The sequence below is a fragment of the Citrobacter sp. HN-141 genome, assembly GCF_033341895.1.
GTDB lineage: Bacteria > Pseudomonadota > Gammaproteobacteria > Enterobacterales > Enterobacteriaceae > Citrobacter.
In genome coordinates this window covers 228,693-251,858 of the sequence record NZ_JAWPBF010000007.1, presented here as the reverse complement: position 1 = coordinate 251,858, position 23,166 = coordinate 228,693, and the positions used below count along the sequence as shown (strand labels likewise).

Here is a 23,166-nt window from a genome sequence, read left to right as displayed (position 1 = left end):
GCTGATAGAAACAGAAGCCACTGGAGCACCTCAAAAACACCATCATACACTAAATCAGTAAGTTGGCAGCATCACCATAAAAGCTTATTAGCAATATCATCTCTCAGCTTATCAACATCAGAATCCGGGGCGACCGGCAGCGGTGAAATATACATATAGGCATTACCTTTCATAATATTGTAGGATACGTAACAGACAGGTGAATTATTTAAAATCTGCTTTGCGAGCGTCAGTTTTATTTCGAATGACTTCATGACTGGCGAGAAAACTTAATTCCGACATTAATACCCGCCAACTCAGCCCCGTAGCCAGGGAGATATAATATAAACTCACTCCGTTAGCATACAGTGTTTTAGCCATTTCAAGTTTCGACTTCAAAACAATCTCTTTCAAAATAAACCTCATTAATAACGCTCGACGAGATAAAATTTACGATAATAAGTTTCCATAGCCAAGAAGCGGCACTTAAAGCCGGAATTAGACTCGCTAAACACCTTTCACTAACAGAAACACGCAATGGGTATTCTCTGCGTATTATGCCGATCAGATATAGATGTCGTGTGAAGGCATCTGTATAATCCCCCGATTACGAGCAATGTACAGTATAAGAAAATGGCAAAAATTGGTTTTATATCACTAGGTTGTCCGAAAAACCTCGTCGATTCTGAGCGCATCCTGACCGAACTTCGTACCGAAGGCTATGATGTTGTGCCAAGTTACGACGATGCGGATATGGTCATCGTTAACACCTGCGGCTTTATCGACAGCGCCGTTCAGGAGTCACTGGAAGCCATTGGCGAAGCGCTGAACGAAAACGGCAAAGTGATCGTCACTGGCTGTCTGGGCGCCAAAGTCGATCAGATCCGTGAAGTCCACCCGAAGGTGCTGGAAATTACCGGACCGCACAGCTACGAACAGGTTCTGGAGCACGTGCATCACTACGTGCCGAAGCCGAAGCACAACCCGTTCCAGAGTCTGGTTCCAGAGCAGGGTGTCAAACTGACCCCGCGCCATTATGCCTATTTGAAGATTTCTGAAGGCTGTAATCACCGCTGCACATTCTGCATTATTCCATCCATGCGTGGCGATCTGGTGAGCCGTCCGATTGGCGACGTTCTGAGCGAGGCTAAACGTCTGGTCGATGCGGGCGTGAAAGAGATTCTGGTGATCTCCCAGGATACTTCTGCTTACGGTGTGGATGTGAAGCATCGTACCGGTTTCCATAACGGCGAGCCGGTTAAAACCAGCATGGTTGACCTGTGCGAACAGTTGTCAAAACTGGGCATCTGGACCCGTCTGCACTACGTCTATCCGTATCCGCACGTCGATGATGTGATCCCGCTGATGGCGGAAGGGAAAATCCTGCCGTATCTGGATATCCCACTGCAGCACGCCAGCCCGCGTATTCTGAAACTCATGAAACGCCCTGGTTCTGTGGACCGACAGCTGGCACGTATTAAACAGTGGCGTGAAATCTGCCCTGAACTGACCCTGCGTTCAACGTTTATTGTTGGCTTCCCGGGCGAAACCGAAGAAGACTTCCAGATGCTGCTCGACTTCCTGAAAGAAGCGCGCCTGGACCGCGTCGGCTGCTTTAAATACAGCCCGGTAGAAGGTGCAGGAGCCAACGATCTGCCAGATCAAATCCCGGAAGAGGTAAAAGAAGAACGCTGGAACCGCTTTATGCAGCTGCAGCAGCAGATCTCTGCTGAACGTTTGCAGGAGAAAGTCGGCCGCGAGATTCTGGTCATCGTTGATGAAGTTGACGAAGAAGGCGCGATTGGTCGAAGTATGGCTGATGCCCCTGAAATCGACGGTGCGGTATATCTGAATGGCGAAACCAACGTGAAGCCTGGCGACATCCTCCACGTGAAAGTCGAAAACGCAGATGAATACGATCTGTGGGGCACCCGCGTTTAAATAGCGTAACCCAACGTAGGCCGGATAAGGCATTTATGCCGCATCCGGCAATGCCTGATGGCGACGCTGAAGCGTCTTATCAGGCCTACGGTTCACCCTTTAATTTTCGGATCCAGCGCGTCGCGCAGCCCATCCCCCAGCAGGTTAAACGCCAGCACCGTCAGGAATATCGCCACCGCCGGGAAAATCGCCACGTGGGGCGCGATCACCATATCAGCCCGCGCTTCATTGAGCATGGCCCCCCACTCTGGCGTCGGCGGCTGTGCGCCTAAACCGAGGAAGGACAGACTTGCGGCAGAAATGATTGACGTCCCGATACGCATGGTGAAAAAAACCACGATTGAAGAGACCGTTCCAGGCAGAATATGGTTGAAGATGATGGTCGCATCGCTGGCACCAATGCTGCGTGCTGACTCAATAAACGTCTGTTGCTTAAGCACCAACGTATTGCCACGAACCAGTCGCGCAAAAGCCGGAATGGAAAACACCGCAACAGCAATGATCACATTCGCAATCCCGCTTCCTAGCACCGCCACCACAGCTATTGCCAGCAAAATCCCTGGAAAGGCAAACAGTACGTCACAGATACGCATAATCAGCCGATCCCACCAGCCTTCGTAATACCCGGCCAGCAGCCCCAGCACCGTGCCAATCGCCGCGCCAATAAAGACGGCAAAGACCCCGGCCGCCAGCGAAATTTGTGCGCCAACCAGTACGCGGCTAAAAATATCCCTGCCTAACGAATCCACGCCAAACCAGTGTAGCATCGACGGTCCGTCATTCAGCCGGTCGTAATCGAAGTAGTTTTCAGCATCAAATGGCGTCAGCCAACGGGCAAAGATGGCCACCAGGATCAGGGCCAGCACAAATAACCCCGCGATCATCGCAACATGTTGACGACGAAAACGACGCCAGAACTCATGCCACGGCGTACGTATTTGATCTGGCTTAACGAGGGGCATCGCATTTAAAATCGCCTGTCGGCGCCAGTTAAAAAATCGCATCCTTACTTGTACCTGATAGCCGGATTAATGGCGGCATAGAGCACATCCACCACTAAGTTGATAAGAATAAATTCCAGGGAAAACAACAGCACTTCGGCCTGGATCACCGGATAGTCACGCATTTCAACTGAGTCGACCAACAAGCGCCCAAGTCCAGGCCAGTTGAATACCTTCTCAACCACAATCGAGCCACCCAGCAAAAAGCCAAACTGCAGCCCCATCATCGTGACAACCGGGATCATGGCGTTCCGCAGACCATGTTTTAGCACCACCCAGGTTTCGCTCACCCCCTTCGCCCGCGCGGTGCGCATATAGTCCTCGCTAAGCACATCGACAAACGAGGCACGGGTAAAACGGGCGAGTACCGCGGCCACCGCCGCCCCTAGCGTGATTGAAGGGAGAATGTAGTGCAACCAGGTATCCGCGCCTACGGTCGGTAGCCAACCCAACTCAACGGAAAAGATCTGCATTAACAGCATACCAAGCGCAAAGGCCGGGAAAGAGATCCCAGTGACCGCCAGCGTCATGCTCAATCTGTCAGGCCAGCGGTTGCGCCAAACGGCGGCAATGATCCCCGCCGTCATACCAAACAAAACCGCCCACGCCATGCTGGCGATCGTCAGCCACAGCGACGGCATAAAACGGCTGGCAATCTCGTCGGCAACCGGACGGCGAGAAACCATCGAGGTACCGAAATCGCCTTGTAATACGTTGGTCATGTAATGCCAGAACTGAACGTGCAGCGGCTGATCCAGGCCCAACTGCCGACGTACCAATTCAATCACCTCTGCATCGGCCTCCGGCCCGGCAATAAGCCGCGCCGGATCGCCGGGTAGCAAGTGAACAAACAAAAACACCAGCACCGCCACAATTAACAGCGTCGGAATCAACCCCAGCAGGCGCTTGAAAACATAGTTGAGCATCAGACTCCCTTCGCCGGCCCCGTCCATGCAGGGCCGAATGAATAGCTTATTTCAAATCCGCGTCATCAAAACTAAACCCGGTGTCGGGCATGATCCAGAATCCGGTCAAATTCGTACTGTGCGCCGAGATCAGTTTCTCCACCACCAGCGGGATCCATGGCGACTCTTTCCAGATAATATCCTGCGCGTCTTTGTACAACTGCGCTTTTTGCGCCGGATCGTTAGTCTGCAATGCCGCCGTTAAATCATTGTCCACCTGCTTGTTACTGTAGAACGCGGTATTAAACAAGGTTGGCGGCCAGTTTTGTGACGCAAACAGCGGCGACAGCGCCCAGTCCGCTTCGCCCGTAGACGCCGACCAGCCGGTGTAGAACATCCGTACCCCGCTTTCTTTCTGCGCCTTGCCCTCGACTTCTGCGGCCCGCTGCCCGGCATCCATCGCCGTGACCTGAGCCTTCACGCCCACCTGCGCCAGCTGCTGCTGGGTAAATTGCAGCACTTTCTGCGCGGTGCTGTGGTTATGGGATGACCACAGCGTGGTGGTAAAGCCGTTGGGATAACCCGCTTCTTTCAGCAATTCGCGTGCTTTTGCCGGGTCGTAAGGCCACGGCGTGTAGCTTTGCGCATAGGCTATCGATGGCGGAAGAACGCCAGTTGCCGGCGTGGCATAACCCGCAAACGCCACTTTCACCAACGCCTGACGGTTGATGGCATAATTCAACGCCTCGCGCACCTTCGGATTATCGAACGGTTTTTGCGTGACGTTCATGCTGATATAACGCTGCATAATAGACGGGCTGGCGACCAGTTCCAGGTTTTTATTCTTCGCCAGTAACGCTGCCTGCTCGTACGGAATGGGGAAAGCAAACTGCGCTTCCCCGGTTTGCAGCATTGCCGCACGCGTATTATTGTCCGCTACCGGACGCCAGGTAATCGTATCCAGCTTTGGCAACCCTTGCTGCCAGTAGCCCGTGAACTTCTTAACTTTGACAAAGTCGGTCTGATTCCAGGTTTCAAGCTGGTACGGCCCCGTCCCTACCGGATGGAAGCCTATCTCTTTCCCGTATTTCTCCAGCGCGGCCGGAGATATCATCGCCGTAGCCGGATGCGCCAGAATATTGATAAAGGCAGAGAATGGCTGCTTCAGCGTAATCTTCACCGTAGCGGGATCAACCACCTCGGTTTTATCGATATTCTTATACAGGTTATAGCGTTTAAGGTGATTTTCCGGATTGCTGGCGCGATCGAGGTTGGCTTTTACCGCAGCCGCATTGAAGTCAGTCCCATCCTGAAACTTCACGCCCTGTCGCAGTTTAACGGTGTACGTCAGGCCATCATCAGAAACGGTATAGCTTTCCGCCAACACATTTTTCAGCTTCATCTCTTTATCAAGGCCGAACAGTCCCTGGTAAAACGACTTGGCTACCGCCTGCGACAACGTGTCGTTGGCATCATAAGGGTCGAGGGTGGTGAAATTAGACCCTACCGCAACCACTACATCTTTGGCAGCCCAGGATGGGGATGCAGCCAGCGCAGAGGCGACCCCCAGAGCAACCAGCCATTTACGGGCAACAATTTTTGTCATGTTATTCTCCTTAAACCCTGCCTGCCTGTCATAAACGCGAAAGCGCATTTTCCGCTGGCGCACGCGCAACATAATGCCCCGGTTCCACTAACTGTAGTGAAACCGGGGGGATCTCTTCACCGCGTTTGCGGATATTACTGGGGATATCATCCGACAACAGCACGCGCTGTGGCCTTTGATGCGATGGATCGGCAACCGGGACTGCCGCCATCAGTTTTCGCGTGTAGGGATGCTGTGGATTCTCAAACACCGCCCGTCGGGTGCCGATCTCAACAATCTGCCCCAGGTACATTACCGCCACGCGGTGACTAATCCGCTCCACCACCGCCATATCGTGGGAAATAAACAGGTACGCAATACCCATTTCCCGCTGTAGGTCGAGCAACAGATTAATAATTTGCCCGCGAATCGAGACATCCAGTGCCGAGACGGACTCATCGGCAATGATCACTTTTGGATTGAGCGCCAACGCCCGGGCTATACAGATACGTTGCCGCTGACCGCCGGAAAATTCGTGCGGATAGCGCCAGGCGTGCTCAGGCAGCAACCCGACACGCTCCAGCAACCACGCGACCCGTTTTGTCGCCGCATCACCTTGTAACAAACCGTGCACCCGCAGTGGCTCTAAGATGGAGTATCCCACCGTCTGGCGCGGATCGAGCGACGCATAAGGGTCCTGGAAGATAAACTGGATATCCCGACGCAGCGGCTGCAACTTGCTGGCAGCCAGGGTATCAATGCGTTGCCCATTGAAGAAAATCTCCCCACGCTGGGACGCCACCAGACGCAACAATGCCCGCCCGGTCGTTGATTTACCGCAACCCGACTCGCCAACCAGTGAAAGCGTTTCACCGGGCCAGAGATCAAAACTGACGTTTTCCACCGCATGCACCTCGCGGGTCACGCGATTAAGGATGCCGCTACGCAGGGGAAAACGTGTCACCAGGTTGCGAACCCGCAGAATCGGCTCTCCCTCAACCACCGTGTCCTGCTCGGTTTGAGGTTCAACATGATGAGGATCGTGCAAAGAAATAAGCGGGAAGCGTCGCGGAAGGTCATGCCCGCGCATCTCCCCAAGTTGCGGCACAGCCGCCAACAGCGCTTGAGTATAAGGATGCTGCGGAGCATGAAAAATGTGCTCAACGCTGCCCGTTTCGACCGCTTCGCCCTGGTACATCACCAGCACTCGGTCAGCAATATCTGCCACCACGCCCATATCGTGGGTGATAAAAATGACGCCCATCGACATCTCTTGCTGCAGCACTTTTATCAGTTGCAGGATCTGCGCCTGAATAGTGACGTCCAGCGCCGTTGTCGGCTCGTCAGCAATCAACACCGCCGGTCGGCATGATAGCGCCATGGCAATCATCACCCGCTGGCGCATTCCGCCAGAAAGCTGATGTGGATAGCGCGATAAAATGGCCGTCGATTCGGGGATGCGAACCTGGTCAAGCATGCGCTTGGCTTCCACCATTGCCTCTTCGCGACTGGCCCCCTGGTGAAGGCGAATGGACTCAGCGATCTGCTCGCCCACGGTAAACACCGGGTTTAGCGACGTCATCGGCTCCTGAAAAATCATCGCGATATCCGCGCCGCGCACATGGCGCATCTGGGCTGCGCTCTGCTCGCCAAGTTCAATCACCTGCCGATTGCGCCGCCGTAACAACATCGCATCACAGCTTACCTCGCCGCCCGCCTGTTCAATCAGACGCATCAGCGACAAGGCCGTTACCGATTTGCCGGAACCCGATTCGCCAACAATCGCCAGCGTTTCTCCACGTTTCAGGCGAAACGACAGATTTCGTACGGCGCTGATACGCTGCTGTTCTTGTTCGAAGGCGATATTCAGGTTGCTGACGGACAGTACGTCACTGACATCAAGCTCATCACTGTGTGGCAACGCTATCTCCTTTTTCCCGATAAATACCGGTGGTTGGCGTATCGCCAGCGTATCCCCATGCGCGGTACATACCTTCGCTGTTAAACGGCAAAGCCACATTCCCTTCATGATCGATAGCAATTAATCCACCGATGCCGCCCAGCGCCGGCAATTTTTCCATCACCACGCGCTCGCACGCCTCTGACAGACTCAGGCCGCCATAATCCATCAGCGCTGCAATGTCATAGGCCGCCAGTGCGCGAATGAATACTTCTCCGGTTCCCGTACATGAAACCGCAACGTTGGCATTGTTGGCATAGCAACCTGCGCCAACTAAAGGACTGTCGCCCACCCGCCCCGGTAATTTGTTGGTCATTCCACCGGTCGAGGTCGCCGCAGCCAGGTTGCCGAAAATATCCAGCGCCACCGCGCCGACGGTGCCCATTTTGGTGTTCTCATCCAGCGGAGTGCCGCTATGATCAAGTACCGTTTTACCCTCAGCACGCGCCACCAGCAGTTGCGCATAGCGTTCAGGGGTAGAGAAAACATCAGCAGAAACCCGTTCCATGCCCTGCGCAATGGCAAAATTTTCCGCCCCTTCGCCAATCATCATGACGTGAGGACTGCGTTCCATCACCAGACGCGCCGCAAGGATCGGGTTGCGCAGATGACTGACTCCGGCAACAGCCCCCGCTTGCAGGGTATTACCATCCATGACGCAGGCATCCAGTTCATGGGTTTCATCACGGGTATACACAGCACCAATTCCGGCGTTAAACAGAGGACACTCTTCCAGTAGCCGCACGGCCTCAGTGACAACATCCAGCGCGCTTCGGCCCGCTTCCAGCATACGTTGACCGGCTTCAACGATTTCTGACAGCGCCTGTATGTAACGCAACTCCTGCTCCTGGCTTAGCTCTGCGCGGGTTATTGCCCCAGCGCCGCCGTGAATTGCAATGACTGCTTTGCCCATTTTTTTCATCCATTAAGGTGGCAGGTAACGGGGTTATAAATATCAGAATTTCTGTGAGTTATTGATTCGATTTTTGAATATAGAAAGATGCAGGCGTCATGTAAAGGTAAAGGCCCCTTCTACAGAGCCAGTCCGTTTAACCTACGGATAGCGGCAAAATAAGCGGCGGTTGTTCACGAATACGCCAGGCTTATTCCCGATGCGGTTAGATAAACTATTTCAGCAGCCCGGCAATCTGTGTTTTTGCGTACCCGACAAAACGTTCAACCGACGGCATCGATACGCCCCAATCCACGGTGGTTAACCCCAGATACTCCGCACGCGCAGCCTGCAGCGTGGCGGCATGCTCAGTGGGCAATTGCGGTATCAGCCAGGATGCGGCCGTCTCTTTAGCAACAATATTACCGGTCACGACGCTATACCAGATTCGCGCCAGAGCAAGGATGATATTGCGCTCATCCCCTTCTAAATCGGCCGGTTTCTGCCACATATCCAGGATATGTCGAAATGTTTGTACGATATCGCTAAAAGGGATGACGTTGAATAATGTCTCAGCGGGTTTACCGAACAACGGTACGCTGGCACGCCGGGCCTGGGTCAGCAGAATGGCAAGGTCAGGATCCACCTGCGCCGGTTCATACACGCCAGCGCAGATATCTTCACGCAACCATTCGCCAAACTGCATTTCTCTCGCTGGTGGAAATCGCCACGGTACAATCTGCGAGAACAGTACAACGGTCACTTCCAGCGCCCGATAGCTATCGGCACTGCCCGGCGGTGCTGATATTTCCAGAAAACCCTGCATCAATTCTTTTCTTTGCTGCATATCCAGCGGTTGCCTGATGGTAACCAGTAAATCGACGTCGCTTTGGGGTTTTAATCCCCCTTCAACTGCAGAACCATACAAATGAATGGCAACCAGATTGCCCTCGATAATCCGTGCAATCAGCACGCTGGCGGCATTCACCTGGCGTCGAATGGCGTCCGGAATATGATGAGTCATTTAGCCCCCAGGGAAAAAAGCAGAATCATTGAGTTTATACGGCATTTTTCCTGTAGCGCTATCCTCTGGCAGAAAACCGTTATCAGATCCGATCCTAAGCCTGAGGTGGCATACTGTCCGCGTCCATTTTCTGACATAATAACCGGATTCGATTTTGCCCCGCAGGAGTCTTCACATGGAATTTACCGCCGGACTGATGCCGCTTGAAACGGCTCTCTCTCAGATGCTTTCGCGTATTACCCCACTCACCGCCGTCGAAACGCTGCCGCTGGTTCAATGTTTTGGTCGCATTCTGGCGACCGATATCGTCTCTCCCATTGATGTCCCAGGATTCGATAACTCGGCAATGGATGGTTATGCGGTGCGTTTGGCCGACCTGCAATCCGGCCAGCCGCTCTCCGTGGCAGGTAAAGCCTTTGCCGGTCAGCCTTTCCATGGTGAATGGCCTGCGGGAACCTGCATTAGAATTATGACGGGCGCCCCGGTACCCGCCGGTTGTGAAGCCGTCGTCATGCAGGAGCAGACTGAACAAACTGACGACGGTATTCGTTTTACCGCCGACGTCCGCAGCGGACAAAATATTCGTCTGCGCGGTGAAGATATCGCCAACGGCGCGGTGGTATTCCCCGCCGGAACGCGTCTGACAACCGCAGAACTTCCTGTTCTGGCCTCGCTCGGTATTGCCGAAGTACCGGTCGTTCGCAAAGTTCGCGTGGCGTTGTTCTCTACCGGTGATGAACTGCAACTGCCGGGTCAACCGCTGGGCGACGGACAGATTTACGATACCAATCGCCTGACCGTGCATCTGATGCTGCAACAGTTGGGCTGTGAAGTGATCAACTTAGGGATTATCCGCGACGATCCTAACGCGCTACGCGCCGCATTTATCGAAGCCGACAGCCAGGCCGATGTTGTCATCAGCTCCGGCGGCGTGTCGGTGGGTGAAGCAGACTACACCAAAATCATTCTGGAAGAGTTGGGAGAAATCGCCTTCTGGAAATTGGCCATCAAACCGGGTAAACCGTTCGCTTTCGGCAAACTGAGCAACAGCTGGTTTTGCGGCCTGCCCGGAAACCCGGTGTCTGCGGCTCTCACCTTTTATCAACTGGTACAACCGCTACTGGCGAAACTCAGCGGTAACACCGCCTGCGGGCTGCCGCCACGCCAGCGCGTGCGCACCGCATCACGCCTGAAGAAAACGCCTGGCCGTCTGGATTTTCAGCGCGGTGTATTACAGCGTACCGCAGAAGGCGAACTGGAAGTGACCACAACCGGACATCAGGGCTCGCATATTTTTAGCTCCTTTAGCCTCGGCAACTGCTTTATCGTGCTGGAGCGCGATCGCGGTAACGTTGAAGCTGGCGAGTGGGTAGAAGTCGAGCCGTTTAACGCCCTGTTTGGAGGCCTGTAATGGCGGAACTCAGCGACCAGGAGATGATGCGCTATAACCGGCAAATCATTCTACGCGGCTTCGATTTTGAAGGTCAGGAAGCGCTCAAAGAAGCGCGGGTACTGGTCGTGGGTCTGGGCGGGCTTGGTTGTGCGTCCACCCAGTATCTGGCGGGCGCTGGCGTCGGGCAGTTAACCCTGCTCGACTTTGACACCGTGTCCGTCTCAAACCTGCAACGCCAGACGTTGCATAGTGACGCAACCGTTGGCCAGCCAAAAGTAGAGTCGGCACGCGACGCACTGGCTCGGATTAATCCTTATATCGCTATTACGCCAGTGAATGCCCTTCTCGACGATACTGCAATTCATGCGCTGATCGCCGAACATGATTTGGTGCTGGACTGCACCGATAATGTCAGTATCCGCAATCAGCTGAATGCCGGCTGTTTCGCCGCAAAGATTCCGCTAGTATCCGGCGCGGCAATCCGCATGGAAGGACAAATTACGGTCTTCACATACCAGGAGGGTGAGCCCTGCTATCGCTGTCTGAGCCGCCTGTTCGGTGAAAATGCCCTGACCTGTGTAGAAGCGGGTGTAATGGCTCCTCTCATCGGTGTGATAGGTTCACTTCAGGCGATGGAAGCCATTAAGCTGCTGGCAAACTACGGTAAACCGGCATCCGGTAAAATCGTGATGTATGACGCCATGACCTGCCAGTTTCGCGAAATGAAGCTGATGCGTAATCCAGGGTGTGAGGTTTGCGGTCGGTAAAAAAGTCGGGTGGCGGCTTCGCCTTACCCGACCTACAACGGCCCGAACACAGGCCGGGTAAGCGTTAGCGCCACCCGGCAACAGCATCAGAGAGACGTCCGCCCAAACGCGCTCTGCCAGTCGTGTTCAAACTTCGCCACTGCAGCATCAACGGCCGGGGCGCTAATCAACTGCTGAGCGACATCCAGCGGCAGCGTAATGGCTTCGCAGCCCGCCAGCAGGCAGTCCAGCGCCTGGCGTGGGGTTTTAAAACTGGCGGCCAGTACTTTGGCGTGCGGGGCATGCATTTTCAGTAAGCGCTGCAGGGCGTTCACCGTCTGAATGCCGTCTCCCCCCTGTGCATCCACGCGATTAACATAGGGTGCAATATACTCTGCGCCAGCCAGCGCAGCTAATAGCCCCTGAGCAGCACCGTATACCGCAGTACCCAGCGTCGGGATACCTTCTTTCTTCAGCAACTTAATCGCCGCCAGACCTTCAGCTGTGACCGGCACTTTCACCACAATCTCAGGAATAATCGTCCGTAGCTTACGCGCATCGCTGACCATACCTTCGGCGGTAGTCGCCATTACCTGAGCAAACAGACGTCCTTGCCCTCCCATCGCTTCCTGCAATTGCGGCAGGAGCACGTCCAGCGTCTGCTTACCTGCCGCTACAATGCTCGGATTGGTTGTCACCCCCGCCAGCGGAAAAACACGCGCCAGCGCTTTTACCGCCGCAACGTCAGACGTATCTAAATAGAGTTCCATAACCTTTCCTCAAACTAATAATTAGCATGAATAAAAGGTAGCACGGCGAAACCTCACGGTTAGTTGACGCACGTCAATATAACTTTCATTCGAAAGTAATTTAATCTTTATACGAAAAAAAGAGGCCGCTTATGATTTTTAATATTCAGCGCTATTCCACTCACGATGGCCCCGGTATTCGTACCGTGGTGTTCCTTAAAGGATGCTCCCTGGGCTGCCGCTGGTGCCAGAATCCGGAAAGCCGCGCCCGTACGCAGGATCTGCTCTATGACGCGCGTTTGTGCCTCGACGGTTGCGATCTGTGTGCGCAGGCTGCACCGGAAGTGGTTGAACGTGCGCTGAATGGCCTGCTTATTCACCGTGAAAAACTGACCGATGAGGCCATCACGGCGCTGACCCACTGCTGTCCGACCCAGGCCCTGACCGTCTGCGGAGAGATAAAAAGCGTGGATGAGATCATGGCGACCGTCCTGCGTGACAAACCGTTTTACGATCGCAGCGGAGGGGGCCTCACCCTGTCCGGCGGCGAACCGTTTATGCAGCCAGAGCTGGCGGCAACGTTGCTCAAAGCCAGCCACGATGTCGGCATTCATACGGCGGTCGAAACCTGTCTGCATGTCCCATGGAAATATATTGCGCCTTCATTACTTCATATCGATCTGTTTCTTGCTGATTTAAAACATGTGGCTGACGCCCCGTTTAAACAGTGGACCGATGGGCGTGCCTCTCGCGTGCTGGAAAATCTAAAAAAATTGGCTGCCGCCGGTAAAAAAATGATTATCCGCGTACCACTGATTCAAGGATTCAATGCCAACGCTGAAGATATTCGGGCCATTACCGATTTTGCTGCCGACGAACTGCACGTCGATGAGATCCATTTTTTGCCCTACCACACCCTTGGCATCAACAAATACCACTTACTCAATCAACCCTACAACGCCCCGGAAAAACCGCTTGATGCGCCTGCACTGCTCGAATTTGCCCAGCAGTACGCCAGCCTTAAAGGTTTAACCGCGACCCTACGAGGATAACCGCCATGACGACTCTGAAACTGGACACACTCAGCGACCGCATCAACGCGCATAAAACAGCACTGATCCACATCGTGAAGCCGCCGGTGTGTACCGAACGCGCCCAGCACTATACCGAGATGTACCAGCAGCATCTGGATAAACCCATCCCGGTACGTCGTGCGCTGGCACTGGCTCATCACCTGGCGGAGCGCACCATCTGGATCAAGCATGACGAGCTGATCGTTGGCAACCAGGCAAGCGAAGTACGCGCTGCACCTATTTTCCCGGAATATACCGTGTCGTGGATCGAAAAAGAGATCGACGACCTCGCCGACAGGCCGGGTGCAGGCTTCGCGGTAAGCGAGGAGAATAAACGCGTATTACACGAGGTGTGTCCGTGGTGGCGGGGTCAGACCGTGCAGGATCGCTGCTACGGGATGTTTACCGACGAGCAAAAAAGTCTGCTGGAAACCGGCATTATCAAAGCCGAAGGTAACATGACCTCCGGCGACGCACACCTGGCGGTAAACTTCCCGCTGCTGCTGGAAAAAGGTCTCGACGGCCTGCGCCACAAAGTTGATGAGCGCCGCTCCCGCATCAACCTGACATGTCTGGACGATCTCCATGGCGATCAGTTCCTGAAAGCGATAGATATCGTGCTGGAGGCCGTCAGTCTGCACATTGAGCGTTTTGCCACGCTGGCACGTAAAATGGCGTCCACAGAAACTCGCGCCAGCCGTCGTGATGAACTGCTGACCATAGCGGAAAACTGCGAGACGATCGCCCATGAGCCGCCCAAAACCTTCTGGCAGGCGTTGCAACTGTGCTATTTCATTCAGTTGATCCTGCAAATTGAATCGAACGGTCACTCAGTATCGTTTGGCCGAATGGACCAATATCTCTATCCGTTCTACCGTCGCGACGTTGAGCTGAACCAGAGCCTCGACCGCGAGCACGCCATTGAGCTGCTGCACAGCTGCTGGTTGAAGCTGCTGGAAGTGAACAAAATCCGCTCCGGCTCCCACTCGAAAGCCTCGGCGGGCAGCCCGCTGTATCAGAACGTCACCATTGGTGGTCAGAATCTGATCAATGGTCAGGCGGTGGATGCCGTCAATCCACTTTCCTACGCCATTCTGGAGTCCTGCGGCCGCCTGCGTTCTACGCAGCCAAACCTGAGCGTGCGTTATCACGCAGGGATGAGTAATGACTTCCTGGATGCCTGCGTACAGGTGATCCGCTGCGGCTTTGGCATGCCAGCCTTTAACAACGATGAAATCGTTATCCCGGAATTTATCAAACTCGGCATTGAACCCGAGGACGCCTATGACTATGCGGCCATTGGGTGTATCGAAACCGCCGTTGGCGGGAAATGGGGCTACCGTTGCACCGGCATGAGCTTTATTAACTTTGCCCGCGTGATGCTGGCGGCGCTGGAAGGGGGTCGCGATGCCACCAGTGGCAAAGTCTTTCTGCCACAGGAAAAAGCGCTCTCGGCTGGTAACTTCAACAATTTCGACGAAGTAATGGAAGCATGGGATACGCAGATCCGCTACTACACGCGTAAATCCATCGAAATTGAGTATGTCGTCGACACCATGCTGGAAGAGAACGTGCATGACATTCTGTGTTCCGCACTGGTAGACGATTGTATTGAGCGCGCGAAAAGCATTAAGCAAGGCGGCGCGAAATATGACTGGGTATCGGGTTTGCAGGTCGGGATTGCCAACCTCGGCAACAGCCTGGCTGCGGTGAAGAAACTGGTCTTTGAACAGGGGACAATCGGTCAGCAACAGCTGGCCGCTGCGCTGGCCGATGATTTTGACGGTCTGACCCACGAGCAGTTACGCCAACGACTGATCAACGGCGCGCCGAAATACGGCAACGATGACGATAGCGTTGATACGCTACTGGCCCGCGCTTATCAGACCTATATCGATGAACTGAAACAGTATCATAATCCGCGTTACGGACGTGGCCCGGTTGGCGGCAATTACTACGCCGGGACCTCGTCTATTTCGGCAAACGTGCCGTTCGGCGCAGCAACGATGGCAACGCCGGATGGCCGTAAAGCACACACTCCGCTGGCAGAAGGCGCAAGCCCGGCTTCCGGTACGGACCATCTCGGCCCAACGGCGGTAATTGGTTCGGTGGGTAAACTGCCGACCGGTTCGATTCTCGGCGGCGTGCTGTTAAATCAGAAGCTCAACCCGGCCACGCTGGAAAATGAATCCGATAAGCAAAAGCTGATGATCCTACTGCGTACCTTCTTCGAAGAGCACAAAGGCTGGCATATTCAGTACAACATCGTGTCCCGTGAAACGCTGCTGGAAGCAAAAAAACACCCGGATCAATATCGTGACCTGGTGGTCCGTGTCGCAGGCTATTCCGCCTTTTTCACTGCGCTTTCTCCGGATGCGCAAGACGACATCATCGCGCGTACTGAACATATGCTGTAAACAATATTGTCGGTCGGATGAGAGTCCACACCGCCATCCGGCACGCTACCCTCCCCATTGCCGGATGTGCTGACGCTTATCCGGCCTACAACGATGGCACAACCCCCGTCTTTCACGCACCTGTGGCGTGAAAGACGGGGGGGGAACTTTCATTCGAAATTAAATTTGTGCTTCAGGTCACATTGTTATTAAAATATTTCTGGTCGCAGTTATGAGCCAGGAGCCAGTATGACCATCAACGTTATCGTCACTGATATGGACGGAACGTTTCTCGATGACGCCAAAAAGTACGATCGCGTACGATTTATGGCGCAGTATCAGGAACTGAAAAAACGCAACATTGAATTTGTCGTGGCCAGCGGCAACCAGTATTACCAGCTCATCTCTTTTTTCCCGGAACTCAAAGATGAGATCTCTTTTGTCGCCGAGAACGGCGCATTGGTGTTTGAGCATGGTAAACAGCTGTTTCACGGCGAACTGACGCGCCATGAATCGCAAATTGTGATTGGTGAACTGCTAAAAGATAAGCAGCTCAATTTTGTGGCTTGTGGCCTGCAAAGCGCCTACGTTAGTGAAAATGCCCCAGAGTCTTTTGTCGCGTTGATGTCAAAACACTACCATCGCCTGCAACCCGTGAAGGATTATCAGGACATCGACGATGTATTGTTCAAGTTCTCGCTGAATCTGCCCGATCAGCAAATCCCGCTGGTTATCGATCACCTGCATACTGCTCTCGACGGTATTATGAAACCCGTCACCAGCGGCTTTGGGTTTATCGATCTGATTATTCCAGGTTTACATAAAGCCAACGGTATCAGCCGCCTGCTAAAACGCTGGAACCTGTCACCACAAAACGTCGTCGCCATCGGAGATAGTGGCAACGATGCGGAAATGTTGAAAATGGCGCACTACTCTTTCGCCATGGCTAATGCAGCCGAGAACATCAAATTTATTGCCCGCTATCAGACCGACGATAATAACCATCAGGGTGCACTGAACGTGATTCAGGCCGTGCTGGATAACACTTCGCCTTTTAACGCCTGATCCTGCCAACCGGAGTACCTGCTCCGGTTCTCACCGTTTTTGCATTCCGTGCACGCCATCAAGTTTTTAAACTTGCATTAACTTATTTTTAACTTATATTGCACTTGTAAGTTAAATAAGTTTCAAATGAAAGTTATGCGAGGTGGTTATGGCTTTTACTTTTACCAGCGACACATTGCCCGCCGACCACAAAGCGGCAATCCGTCAGATGAAGCAGCAGCTGCGGGCACAGCTCGGGGACGTCCAGTTGATTTTCAATCAACTTAGTGAGGGCATTGCCAGCCGCGTGGCGGAAATCAACGCCCTCAAAGCGCAAGGTTCTGCGGTCTGGCCGGTGTTGTCTTATGCGGATATCAGAGCGGGTCGCGTGAGTGCAGCGCAGCGTGAAGAAATTAAGCGGCGCGGATGCGCGGTGATTAAAGGCCATTTCCCTCGCGAACAGGCTCTGGGTTGGGATCGGTCAATGCTGGACTATCTGGACCGCAACCATTTTGACGACGTTTACAAAGGACCCGGTGATAATTTCTTCGGTACCCTGAGCGCATCGCGTCCAGAGATCTATCCGATCTACTGGTCACAGGCGCAAATGCAGGCCCGTCAGAGTGAAGAAATGGCCACGGCACAGTCCTTTCTCAATCGCTTATGGACGTTTGAAAGTAACGGTAAGCAGTGGTTTAACCCGGATGTCAGCGTTATCTACCCTGACCGGATACGCCGTCGCCCACCGGGAACGACGTCCAAAGGGCTGGGCGCGCACACGGATTCCGGCGCGCTGGAACGCTGGCTTCTCCCGGCATATCAGCAAGTTTTTGCTCATGTTTTCAACGGTAAACCTGAAGATTACGATCCATGGCAGGCAGCGCATCGCACCGAGGTAGAAGAGTACACGGTGGATAACACCACCAAATGTTCAGTCTTCCGTACCTTCCAGGGCTGGACGGCACTGTCCGATATGCTGCCAGGTCAGGGATTGTTGCACGTGGTCCCTATTCCGGAAGCGATGGCGTATGTACTGTTGCGTCCCTTGCTGGACGATGTCCCGGAAGATGAGCTGTGCGGCGTCGCGCCCGGCAGAGTGTTGCCGGTGTCAGAACAGTGGCACCCGTTACTGATAGAAGCGTTAACCAGCATTCCACAACTGGAGGCCGGAGATTCAGTGTGGTGGCATTGTGATGTCATTCACGCCGTCGCGCCGGTGGAAAATCAGCAGGGTTGGGGCAACGTAATGTACATCCCTGCCGCACCGATGTGTGAGAAGAATCTGGCCTACGCCCATAAAGTGAAGGCGGCCCTGGAAAAAGGCGCGTCGCCGGGTGATTTCCCGCGTGAGGATTATGAAACAAACTGGGAAGGCCGTTTTACGCTGGAGGATTTGAATATCCACGGTAAACGCGCGCTGGGGATTGTTTAATTTATAACTTACACCATTTTCCCTAAGTGTTTCGCGTTACAGGAAGGCGGCCAGCCTGTAAATCCCCGGGAACTTACAGAAGTCAGTGACCGGGGTGAACAGGTGCAGCCAACACACCTGTAACGCGAAAGACGACGGGAAAATTATTCGACGCCTTTAGTCCGCAGATAATCTTCGTAGTTCCCGGTGAAGTCGATCACGCGTTCCGGCGTAATTTCAATCACACGGGTTGCCAGCGAACTGACGAACTCACGGTCGTGAGAAACAAAGATCAGCGTACCCTGGTACATTTCCAGTGCCATGTTCAGCGATTCGATTGATTCCATATCCAGGTGGTTGGTTGGTTCATCCATAACCAGGATATTCGGTTTCTGCATCATCAGCTTACCGAACAACATGCGCCCTTTTTCACCACCGGAGAGCACCTTGGCAGGCTTCTTGATGTCATCCTGACTGAACAGCAGACGACCGAGGAAGCTGCGCACAACCTGCTCATCATCGCCTTCCTGTTTCCACTGGCTCATCCATTCGAAAACGGTCAGATCGTTTTCGAACTCGTATTCATGATCCTGCGCGTAGTAACCGACCTGGGCGTTTTCAGACCACTTAACGGTACCGTTGTCCGGCTGCAAATCGCCGACCAACGTTTTCAGCATGGTGGATTTACCCACGCCGTTGGCACCAATGATGGCAACCTTCTCTCCCACTTCCAGCAGCAGATTAAAGTTTTTAAACAGCGGGCCTTCCTCGAATCCTTTAGTCAGGGCTTCCACTTCCAGCGCGTTTCGGAACAGTTTCTTATCCTGTTCGAAGCGGATGAACGGGTTCTGACGGCTGGAGGCTTTCACTTCGTCGAGCTTAATCTTATCGATCTGACGCGCACGAGAAGTCGCCTGTCGAGATTTAGATGCGTTGGCGCTAAAGCGGCTGACGAAGGATTGCAGATCGGCAATCTGTGCTTTTTTCTTGGCGTTATCAGCCAGCAGACGCTCACGAGCCTGAGTCGCCGCCGTCATGTATTCGTCGTAGTTGCCCGGATAAACGCGCAGTTCGCCGTAGTCCAGATCCGCCATGTGCGTACAGACCATGTTCAGGAAGTGACGGTCGTGCGAAATGATGATCATGGTGCTGTCACGCTCGTTCAGCGTCTGCTCCAGCCAGCGGATGGTGTCGATATCCAGGTTGTTCGTTGGTTCGTCGAGCAGCAGAATGTCCGGGTTAGAGAACAGCGCCTGTGCCAGAAGGACACGCAGTTTCCAGCCGGGTGCGACTTCGCTCATCGGGCCGTAATGCTGCTCTACCGGAATACCGACGCCCAGCAGCAGTTCACCCGCACGCGCTTCCGCTGAGTAGCCGTCCATTTCACCATACTGAACTTCGAGATCAGCCACTTTATAGCCGTCTTCTTCGCTCATCTCGGCCAGGCCGTAGATACGGTCGCGTTCCTGCTTCACTTCCCACAGTTCAGCATGACCCATAATAACGGTGTCGAGAACGGTGAACTCTTCAAAGGCGAACTGATCCTGACGCAGCTTACCAATGCGTTCGTTCGGATCGAGTGAAACGTTACCCAGCGTCGGTTCGAGGTCGCCGCCGAGAATTTTCATAAAGGTGGATTTACCGCTACCGTTCGCGCCAATCAGGCCGTAACGATTGCCGCCGCCAAATTTGACGGAAATATTTTCAAACAGCGGCTTAATGCCGAACTGCATAGTGACGTTGCTGGAAACTAACACTGGCGTATCCTGAAAGAGAAAGAAATATGTGACAAACCGCTTATTATGCCATAAGTCTGCAATAAGATCGCGCCGTTCATGCTGCACAGAAAAAGTGAAAGCAAAAGGAAAAAAATGTGATTTAGTACACATCCGAATTCCTTGTTGCTCAGAATGCACATATAATGCGTGCCCAACACTACATAAATCTCAACCCACTAGCCTGCTTGGCTTCAGAATCTCGCAAAAATGAATATGAAATTGACAACGCTTTTCGCGGCGGCGCTCGCGGTAGTTGGTTTTTGTAACACTGCTTCAGCCGTCACGTACCCGCTGCCTACCGATGGTAGTCGCTTAATTGGCCAAAACCAGGTTATCACCATCCCTGAAGGCAACACCCAGCCGCTGGAATACTATGCGGCAGAGTACCAGATGGGTCTGTCCAACATGCTGGAAGCGAACCCGGGCGTGGATACCTTCCTGCCGAAAGGCGGCACCGTACTGAACATTCCTCAGCAGCTGATCCTGCCGGATACCGTGCATGAAGGTATTGTGATTAACAGCGCCGAAATGCGTCTGTACTACTACCCGAAAGGTACCAACACCGTCATCGTTCTGCCGATCGGTATCGGCCAGTTGGGCAAAGACACGCCAATCAACTGGACCACCAAAGTTGAACGTAAGAAAGCGGGCCCAACCTGGACGCCAACCGCTAAAATGCATGCGGAATACCGTGCTGCGGGCGAACCGCTGCCAGCCGTTGTTCCTGCGGGTCCGGATAACCCGATGGGTCTGTACGCGCTGTATATCGGCCGTCTGTATGCTATCCACGGTACCAACGCTAACTTCGGCGTCGGCTTACGCGTCAGCCACGGTTGCGTGCGTCTGCGTAACGATGACATCAAGTTCCTGTTTGAAAACGTGCCGGTCGGTACGCGCGTCCAGTTTATCGATGAGCCAGTGAAAGCCACCACTGAACCAGACGGTAGCCGTTACATTGAGGTACATAACCCACTGTCTACCACTGAAGAGCAGTTCGAAGGTGGCGAAATCGTACCGATTACGCTGAACAAGAGCATTACCAGCATCACCGGCCAGTCTGACGTCGATCAGGCCGTCGTTGAGCAGGCGGTACAGAACCGCTCTGGTATGCCGGTTCGTCTGAACTAAGCACATACCTGAAACGAAAAAGGCGGATGAATCATCCGCCTTTTTTATTGCCTCAATGCCGCTTTCACAGTAATAACAACAAACCATACCCTACCAGCGCCGCCCATATCAGCATCGGCACCGAATACAGATGAAAACGCCACCAAATGCGTCGGTCATTTGCCATGCGTAAAGCAATCAGATTCGCCAGCGACCCCGGCAACAGGCCAAACCCACCGATATTAACTGCCCAAGCCAACAATAGCGTCGGCGGAACATAGTTGAGCAACAAAATCGTACTGGGCACATTACTGATAAACTGCGACAAGCCTATTGCCGCCAACCAGAGCCCTGGTGCTGAAAGCGTGCCAATCTGACTGGTTATTCCGTGTAACGCCGGTAACTGCGTCAGCAAATGCACATCAATAAACATCGCCATAAACACCAGCAGCAACGTCCAGTCCACGCTTAAAATCACACGACGAGCCAAGATCATGAACCCTGTCGCCACAATCGCCAGGCCCCACAGCTCAAGCTTGAGCTCCAGTGCCGTCAGAAAGACGATATACAGCGCCAGGCAGCTCCACACCAGGCGCGGTTGCCAGTCAGGCGCGCGCGTACCGCTATGATAGTGCAGTGTTTTATGTGGGAAACTGAACCAGCACAGCACCAGCAACGTCAGCATCATGGCCCCCGCAAGCGGCGCCATTTGCCAGGTAAACGCAGTAAATGACAGGCCAGAGCGCCCCCACATCAGAATATTTTGCGGGTTTCCTATGGGGGTAAGCAACGATCCGGCGTTCACCGCCAGCGCCTCAAAGATAATGAGGCGGTTTACCGGGATCGCGCACAGTTTTTTTAGGGTAATGGTGAGGGGAACCACAATAAATAAGGCGACATCGTTGGTCAGAAAGGTCGACAGCAGCGCCGCCGCCAGCACCATAAATATCGCCAGTTGGCGCTCCGTGTGGAAGCGGCGGGTCATCTTGCGCCCTAATACATCAAAGTAACCGCTTAGCTCCACGCCTTTGGTTAGCAGCATCAGGCCGCTCAGGGTAATAATGGTGTGCCAGTCAATGGCCCCAGGCCAGGCCCGGGGTGTAAATGGCACAAACAGGCTCAGAATAGCCCCGATGAGGATTAACAGCTGGAAAAAACGATCGCGTTGTAAGGCGCGAAGAAGAGGAAAACTCATTCAGAGCCTGTTCCTTGCTGTTGCGTAAACCGACTAAAAGCCTCCAGCGTTTCCTTACTGACATGATGCTCCATTCCCTCCGCATCGCGACGAGCAATTTCCGGGCTGATACCTAACATCAGCAGGAAATTTTCCACAATCTGATGGCGTTCCCGGCTCTCCTGCGCCAGACGCTCACCTTCAGCGGTTAAAAACACCCCACGCCAGGGGATCATTTCAATCAACCCAACGGAGGCAAGGCGCTTAAGCATTTTGGCAACCGTCGGCTGGGAAACCCCAAGACGGGCGGCCATATCCACCTGACGCGCCTCACCCACCTCGATAATGAGATCGGAAATCAGCTCTACGTAGTCATCAATCAGCTCACGGCGATGCGCCTCGCGGACCTGACGAAATCCTTCAACGTGTTCTTCGACATTCACCAATTGCGTCACTTTTTTTGTTGTTGGCATACCTGCGCGACGACTCATTCTGCTTCCTCGTTCCTGTGACGCGTTAACAGCATCTGATTAGAGAACGCTCATTGTAAACCAGAGTTGCGCGGGCACAAAAAATTAACGTTTTAGCAATAGCTATATAATATAGCCTGTGCTATATCTGTATATAATAAAGACATCCCTCAAGGACTGATGGGATCGTGAAGTCAGGAGGTTTATATGAATGAATTTAAGAGGTGTATACGCGTGTTTAGCCACTCTCCCTTTAAAGTACGGTTGATGCTGATCTCTATGCTGTGTGACATGATTAACGGCAAACCAGAGCAGGATAAACCCTCAGCAAAATAATGCGGCGTCGCGGTACGCCGCTTCATTTTGTTGCCGTAACCTGATTACGGTGATAGGTTTCGTCCGAATAACCCTTCTTTTTGCCTGTTTTGCAGCTGCCCTCTCAAAACAATTTCTTTGTAGTAGTTGACCTTCTCATGCACACACTCTATCTTTTCGCAGCCCTGCATATATTGCGGCTCGCGGATGCGGACCCATTCCC

At 53.5% G+C, this 23,166-nt stretch carries 19 protein-coding genes; 9 read left to right on the top strand and 10 right to left on the bottom strand.

Annotated features, from left to right (window positions below):
* Nucleotides 1–612 precede the first annotated feature (612 nt).
* Nucleotides 613–1,920, top strand: a complete 1,308-nt coding sequence (gene rimO, locus RYZ59_RS11265; protein WP_318047671.1) for a 30S ribosomal protein S12 methylthiotransferase RimO — start codon at nucleotides 613–615, stop codon at nucleotides 1,918–1,920.
* A gap of 92 nt (nucleotides 1,921–2,012) precedes the next feature.
* Here rimO and gsiD read toward each other — a convergent pair whose 3' ends face one another.
* The 6 genes from gsiD to RYZ59_RS11235 form a co-directional block, all read right to left on the bottom strand.
* Complete coding sequence (gsiD, locus tag RYZ59_RS11260; RefSeq protein WP_137384301.1) at nucleotides 2,013–2,924, bottom strand: glutathione ABC transporter permease GsiD; 912 nt, start codon at nucleotides 2,922–2,924, stop codon at nucleotides 2,013–2,015.
* 2 nt (nucleotides 2,925–2,926) lie between these two features.
* Nucleotides 2,927–3,847 (bottom strand): glutathione ABC transporter permease GsiC, encoded by a 921-nt coding sequence (gsiC, locus tag RYZ59_RS11255; protein ID WP_137384302.1) that lies wholly within the window; start codon nucleotides 3,845–3,847, stop codon nucleotides 2,927–2,929.
* Between the two features lie 46 nt (nucleotides 3,848–3,893).
* Nucleotides 3,894–5,432, bottom strand: coding sequence for a glutathione ABC transporter substrate-binding protein GsiB (gsiB, locus tag RYZ59_RS11250; RefSeq protein WP_318047673.1), 1,539 nt, complete (start codon nucleotides 5,430–5,432; stop codon nucleotides 3,894–3,896).
* A gap of 28 nt (nucleotides 5,433–5,460) precedes the next feature.
* Nucleotides 5,461–7,332: a glutathione ABC transporter ATP-binding protein GsiA gene (gene gsiA / locus RYZ59_RS11245; protein WP_318047674.1), complete on the bottom strand. Its 1,872-nt coding sequence runs from the start codon at nucleotides 7,330–7,332 to the stop codon at nucleotides 5,461–5,463.
* The gene (iaaA, locus tag RYZ59_RS11240; RefSeq protein ID WP_318047676.1) at nucleotides 7,319–8,284 is read right to left on the bottom strand and encodes a beta-aspartyl-peptidase; all 966 of its coding nucleotides are present in this window, start codon (nucleotides 8,282–8,284) and stop codon (nucleotides 7,319–7,321) included. Before iaaA ends, gsiA begins: the two co-directional genes overlap by 14 nt.
* 214 nt (nucleotides 8,285–8,498) lie before the next feature.
* Nucleotides 8,499–9,287 (bottom strand): aminoglycoside adenylyltransferase family protein, encoded by a 789-nt coding sequence (locus RYZ59_RS11235; RefSeq protein ID WP_318047677.1) that lies wholly within the window; start codon nucleotides 9,285–9,287, stop codon nucleotides 8,499–8,501.
* Between the two features lie 175 nt (nucleotides 9,288–9,462).
* Here RYZ59_RS11235 and moeA point away from each other — a divergent pair, with 175 nt between their 5' ends.
* Together moeA and moeB are read left to right on the top strand one after the other, a co-directional pair.
* Nucleotides 9,463–10,698 (top strand): molybdopterin molybdotransferase MoeA, encoded by a 1,236-nt coding sequence (moeA, locus tag RYZ59_RS11230; protein WP_318047679.1) that lies wholly within the window; start codon nucleotides 9,463–9,465, stop codon nucleotides 10,696–10,698.
* Nucleotides 10,698–11,447: a molybdopterin-synthase adenylyltransferase MoeB gene (gene moeB, locus RYZ59_RS11225; protein ID WP_318047681.1), complete on the top strand. Its 750-nt coding sequence runs from the start codon at nucleotides 10,698–10,700 to the stop codon at nucleotides 11,445–11,447. Before moeA ends, moeB begins: the two co-directional genes overlap by 1 nt.
* An 86-nt stretch (nucleotides 11,448–11,533) precedes the next feature.
* On the opposite strand, the gene fsa is transcribed toward moeB, so the two are convergent.
* Nucleotides 11,534–12,196, bottom strand: a complete 663-nt coding sequence (fsa, locus tag RYZ59_RS11220; protein ID WP_137384309.1) for a fructose-6-phosphate aldolase — start codon at nucleotides 12,194–12,196, stop codon at nucleotides 11,534–11,536.
* Between the two features lie 131 nt (nucleotides 12,197–12,327).
* On the opposite strand from fsa, the gene RYZ59_RS11215 reads away from it, so the two are divergent.
* The 4 genes from RYZ59_RS11215 (at nucleotide 12,328) to RYZ59_RS11200 (ending at nucleotide 18,120) form a co-directional block, all read left to right on the top strand.
* Complete coding sequence (locus tag RYZ59_RS11215; RefSeq protein WP_318047683.1) at nucleotides 12,328–13,227, top strand: glycyl-radical enzyme activating protein; 900 nt, start codon at nucleotides 12,328–12,330, stop codon at nucleotides 13,225–13,227.
* A gap of 5 nt (nucleotides 13,228–13,232) precedes the next feature.
* Entirely contained in the window at nucleotides 13,233–15,665 is a 2,433-nt protein-coding gene (locus RYZ59_RS11210) for a glycyl radical protein (RefSeq protein WP_318047684.1), read from the top strand.
* A 228-nt stretch (nucleotides 15,666–15,893) separates the two neighbouring features.
* The gene (locus tag RYZ59_RS11205) at nucleotides 15,894–16,709 is read left to right on the top strand and encodes a Cof-type HAD-IIB family hydrolase (protein ID WP_137384312.1); all 816 of its coding nucleotides are present in this window, start codon (nucleotides 15,894–15,896) and stop codon (nucleotides 16,707–16,709) included.
* 148 nt (nucleotides 16,710–16,857) lie between these two features.
* Nucleotides 16,858–18,120 (top strand): DUF1479 domain-containing protein, encoded by a 1,263-nt coding sequence (locus tag RYZ59_RS11200; protein WP_318047687.1) that lies wholly within the window; start codon nucleotides 16,858–16,860, stop codon nucleotides 18,118–18,120.
* Between the two features lie 143 nt (nucleotides 18,121–18,263).
* On the opposite strand, the gene RYZ59_RS11195 is transcribed toward RYZ59_RS11200, so the two are convergent.
* Nucleotides 18,264–19,856 carry an ABC-F family ATPase gene (locus tag RYZ59_RS11195; RefSeq protein WP_318047689.1) on the bottom strand — a complete coding sequence of 531 codons (1,593 nt, stop codon included), beginning with the start codon at nucleotides 19,854–19,856 and terminating at the stop codon, nucleotides 18,264–18,266.
* A gap of 228 nt (nucleotides 19,857–20,084) precedes the next feature.
* On the opposite strand from RYZ59_RS11195, the gene ldtB reads away from it, so the two are divergent.
* Nucleotides 20,085–21,005, top strand: a complete 921-nt coding sequence (gene ldtB, locus RYZ59_RS11190; protein WP_137384315.1) for a L,D-transpeptidase — start codon at nucleotides 20,085–20,087, stop codon at nucleotides 21,003–21,005.
* 64 nt (nucleotides 21,006–21,069) lie between these two features.
* On the opposite strand, the gene RYZ59_RS11185 is transcribed toward ldtB, so the two are convergent.
* The gene (locus RYZ59_RS11185) at nucleotides 21,070–22,179 is read right to left on the bottom strand and encodes an anion transporter (RefSeq protein WP_318047690.1); all 1,110 of its coding nucleotides are present in this window, start codon (nucleotides 22,177–22,179) and stop codon (nucleotides 21,070–21,072) included.
* Nucleotides 22,176–22,649 carry a manganese-binding transcriptional regulator MntR gene (gene mntR, locus RYZ59_RS11180; RefSeq protein WP_003831586.1) on the bottom strand — a complete coding sequence of 158 codons (474 nt, stop codon included), beginning with the start codon at nucleotides 22,647–22,649 and terminating at the stop codon, nucleotides 22,176–22,178. The genes RYZ59_RS11185 and mntR overlap by 4 nt, the downstream gene beginning before the upstream one ends.
* Nucleotides 22,650–22,835: 186 nt before the next feature.
* Between mntR and mntS the strand changes: the two genes are divergently transcribed.
* Complete coding sequence (gene mntS, locus RYZ59_RS11175) at nucleotides 22,836–22,964, top strand: manganase accumulation protein MntS (protein WP_137384317.1); 129 nt, start codon at nucleotides 22,836–22,838, stop codon at nucleotides 22,962–22,964.
* Nucleotides 22,965–23,166: the final 202 nt, after the last annotated feature.

What these genes read in the sequence shown, in the direction of transcription:
- mntR (WP_003831586.1), bottom strand. Translation starts at nt 22,649, where the DNA reads ATGAGTCGTCGCGCAGGTATGCCAACAACAAAAAAAGTGACGCAATTG.
- moeB (WP_318047681.1), top strand. Translation starts at nt 10,698, where the DNA reads ATGGCGGAACTCAGCGACCAGGAGATGATGCGCTATAACCGGCAAATC.
- RYZ59_RS11200 (WP_318047687.1), top strand. Translation starts at nt 16,858, where the DNA reads ATGGCTTTTACTTTTACCAGCGACACATTGCCCGCCGACCACAAAGCG.
- RYZ59_RS11205 (WP_137384312.1), top strand. Translation starts at nt 15,894, where the DNA reads ATGACCATCAACGTTATCGTCACTGATATGGACGGAACGTTTCTCGAT.
- ldtB (WP_137384315.1), top strand. Translation starts at nt 20,085, where the DNA reads ATGAATATGAAATTGACAACGCTTTTCGCGGCGGCGCTCGCGGTAGTT.
- fsa (WP_137384309.1), bottom strand. Translation starts at nt 12,196, where the DNA reads ATGGAACTCTATTTAGATACGTCTGACGTTGCGGCGGTAAAAGCGCTG.
- gsiD (WP_137384301.1), bottom strand. Translation starts at nt 2,924, where the DNA reads ATGCGATTTTTTAACTGGCGCCGACAGGCGATTTTAAATGCGATGCCC.
- gsiB (WP_318047673.1), bottom strand. Translation starts at nt 5,432, where the DNA reads ATGACAAAAATTGTTGCCCGTAAATGGCTGGTTGCTCTGGGGGTCGCC.
- rimO (WP_318047671.1), top strand. Translation starts at nt 613, where the DNA reads ATGGCAAAAATTGGTTTTATATCACTAGGTTGTCCGAAAAACCTCGTC.
- RYZ59_RS11185 (WP_318047690.1), bottom strand. Translation starts at nt 22,179, where the DNA reads ATGAGTTTTCCTCTTCTTCGCGCCTTACAACGCGATCGTTTTTTCCAG.
- RYZ59_RS11215 (WP_318047683.1), top strand. Translation starts at nt 12,328, where the DNA reads ATGATTTTTAATATTCAGCGCTATTCCACTCACGATGGCCCCGGTATT.
- moeA (WP_318047679.1), top strand. Translation starts at nt 9,463, where the DNA reads ATGGAATTTACCGCCGGACTGATGCCGCTTGAAACGGCTCTCTCTCAG.
- mntS (WP_137384317.1), top strand. Translation starts at nt 22,836, where the DNA reads ATGAATGAATTTAAGAGGTGTATACGCGTGTTTAGCCACTCTCCCTTT.
- RYZ59_RS11235 (WP_318047677.1), bottom strand. Translation starts at nt 9,287, where the DNA reads ATGACTCATCATATTCCGGACGCCATTCGACGCCAGGTGAATGCCGCC.
- gsiC (WP_137384302.1), bottom strand. Translation starts at nt 3,847, where the DNA reads ATGCTCAACTATGTTTTCAAGCGCCTGCTGGGGTTGATTCCGACGCTG.
- iaaA (WP_318047676.1), bottom strand. Translation starts at nt 8,284, where the DNA reads ATGGGCAAAGCAGTCATTGCAATTCACGGCGGCGCTGGGGCAATAACC.
- RYZ59_RS11210 (WP_318047684.1), top strand. Translation starts at nt 13,233, where the DNA reads ATGACGACTCTGAAACTGGACACACTCAGCGACCGCATCAACGCGCAT.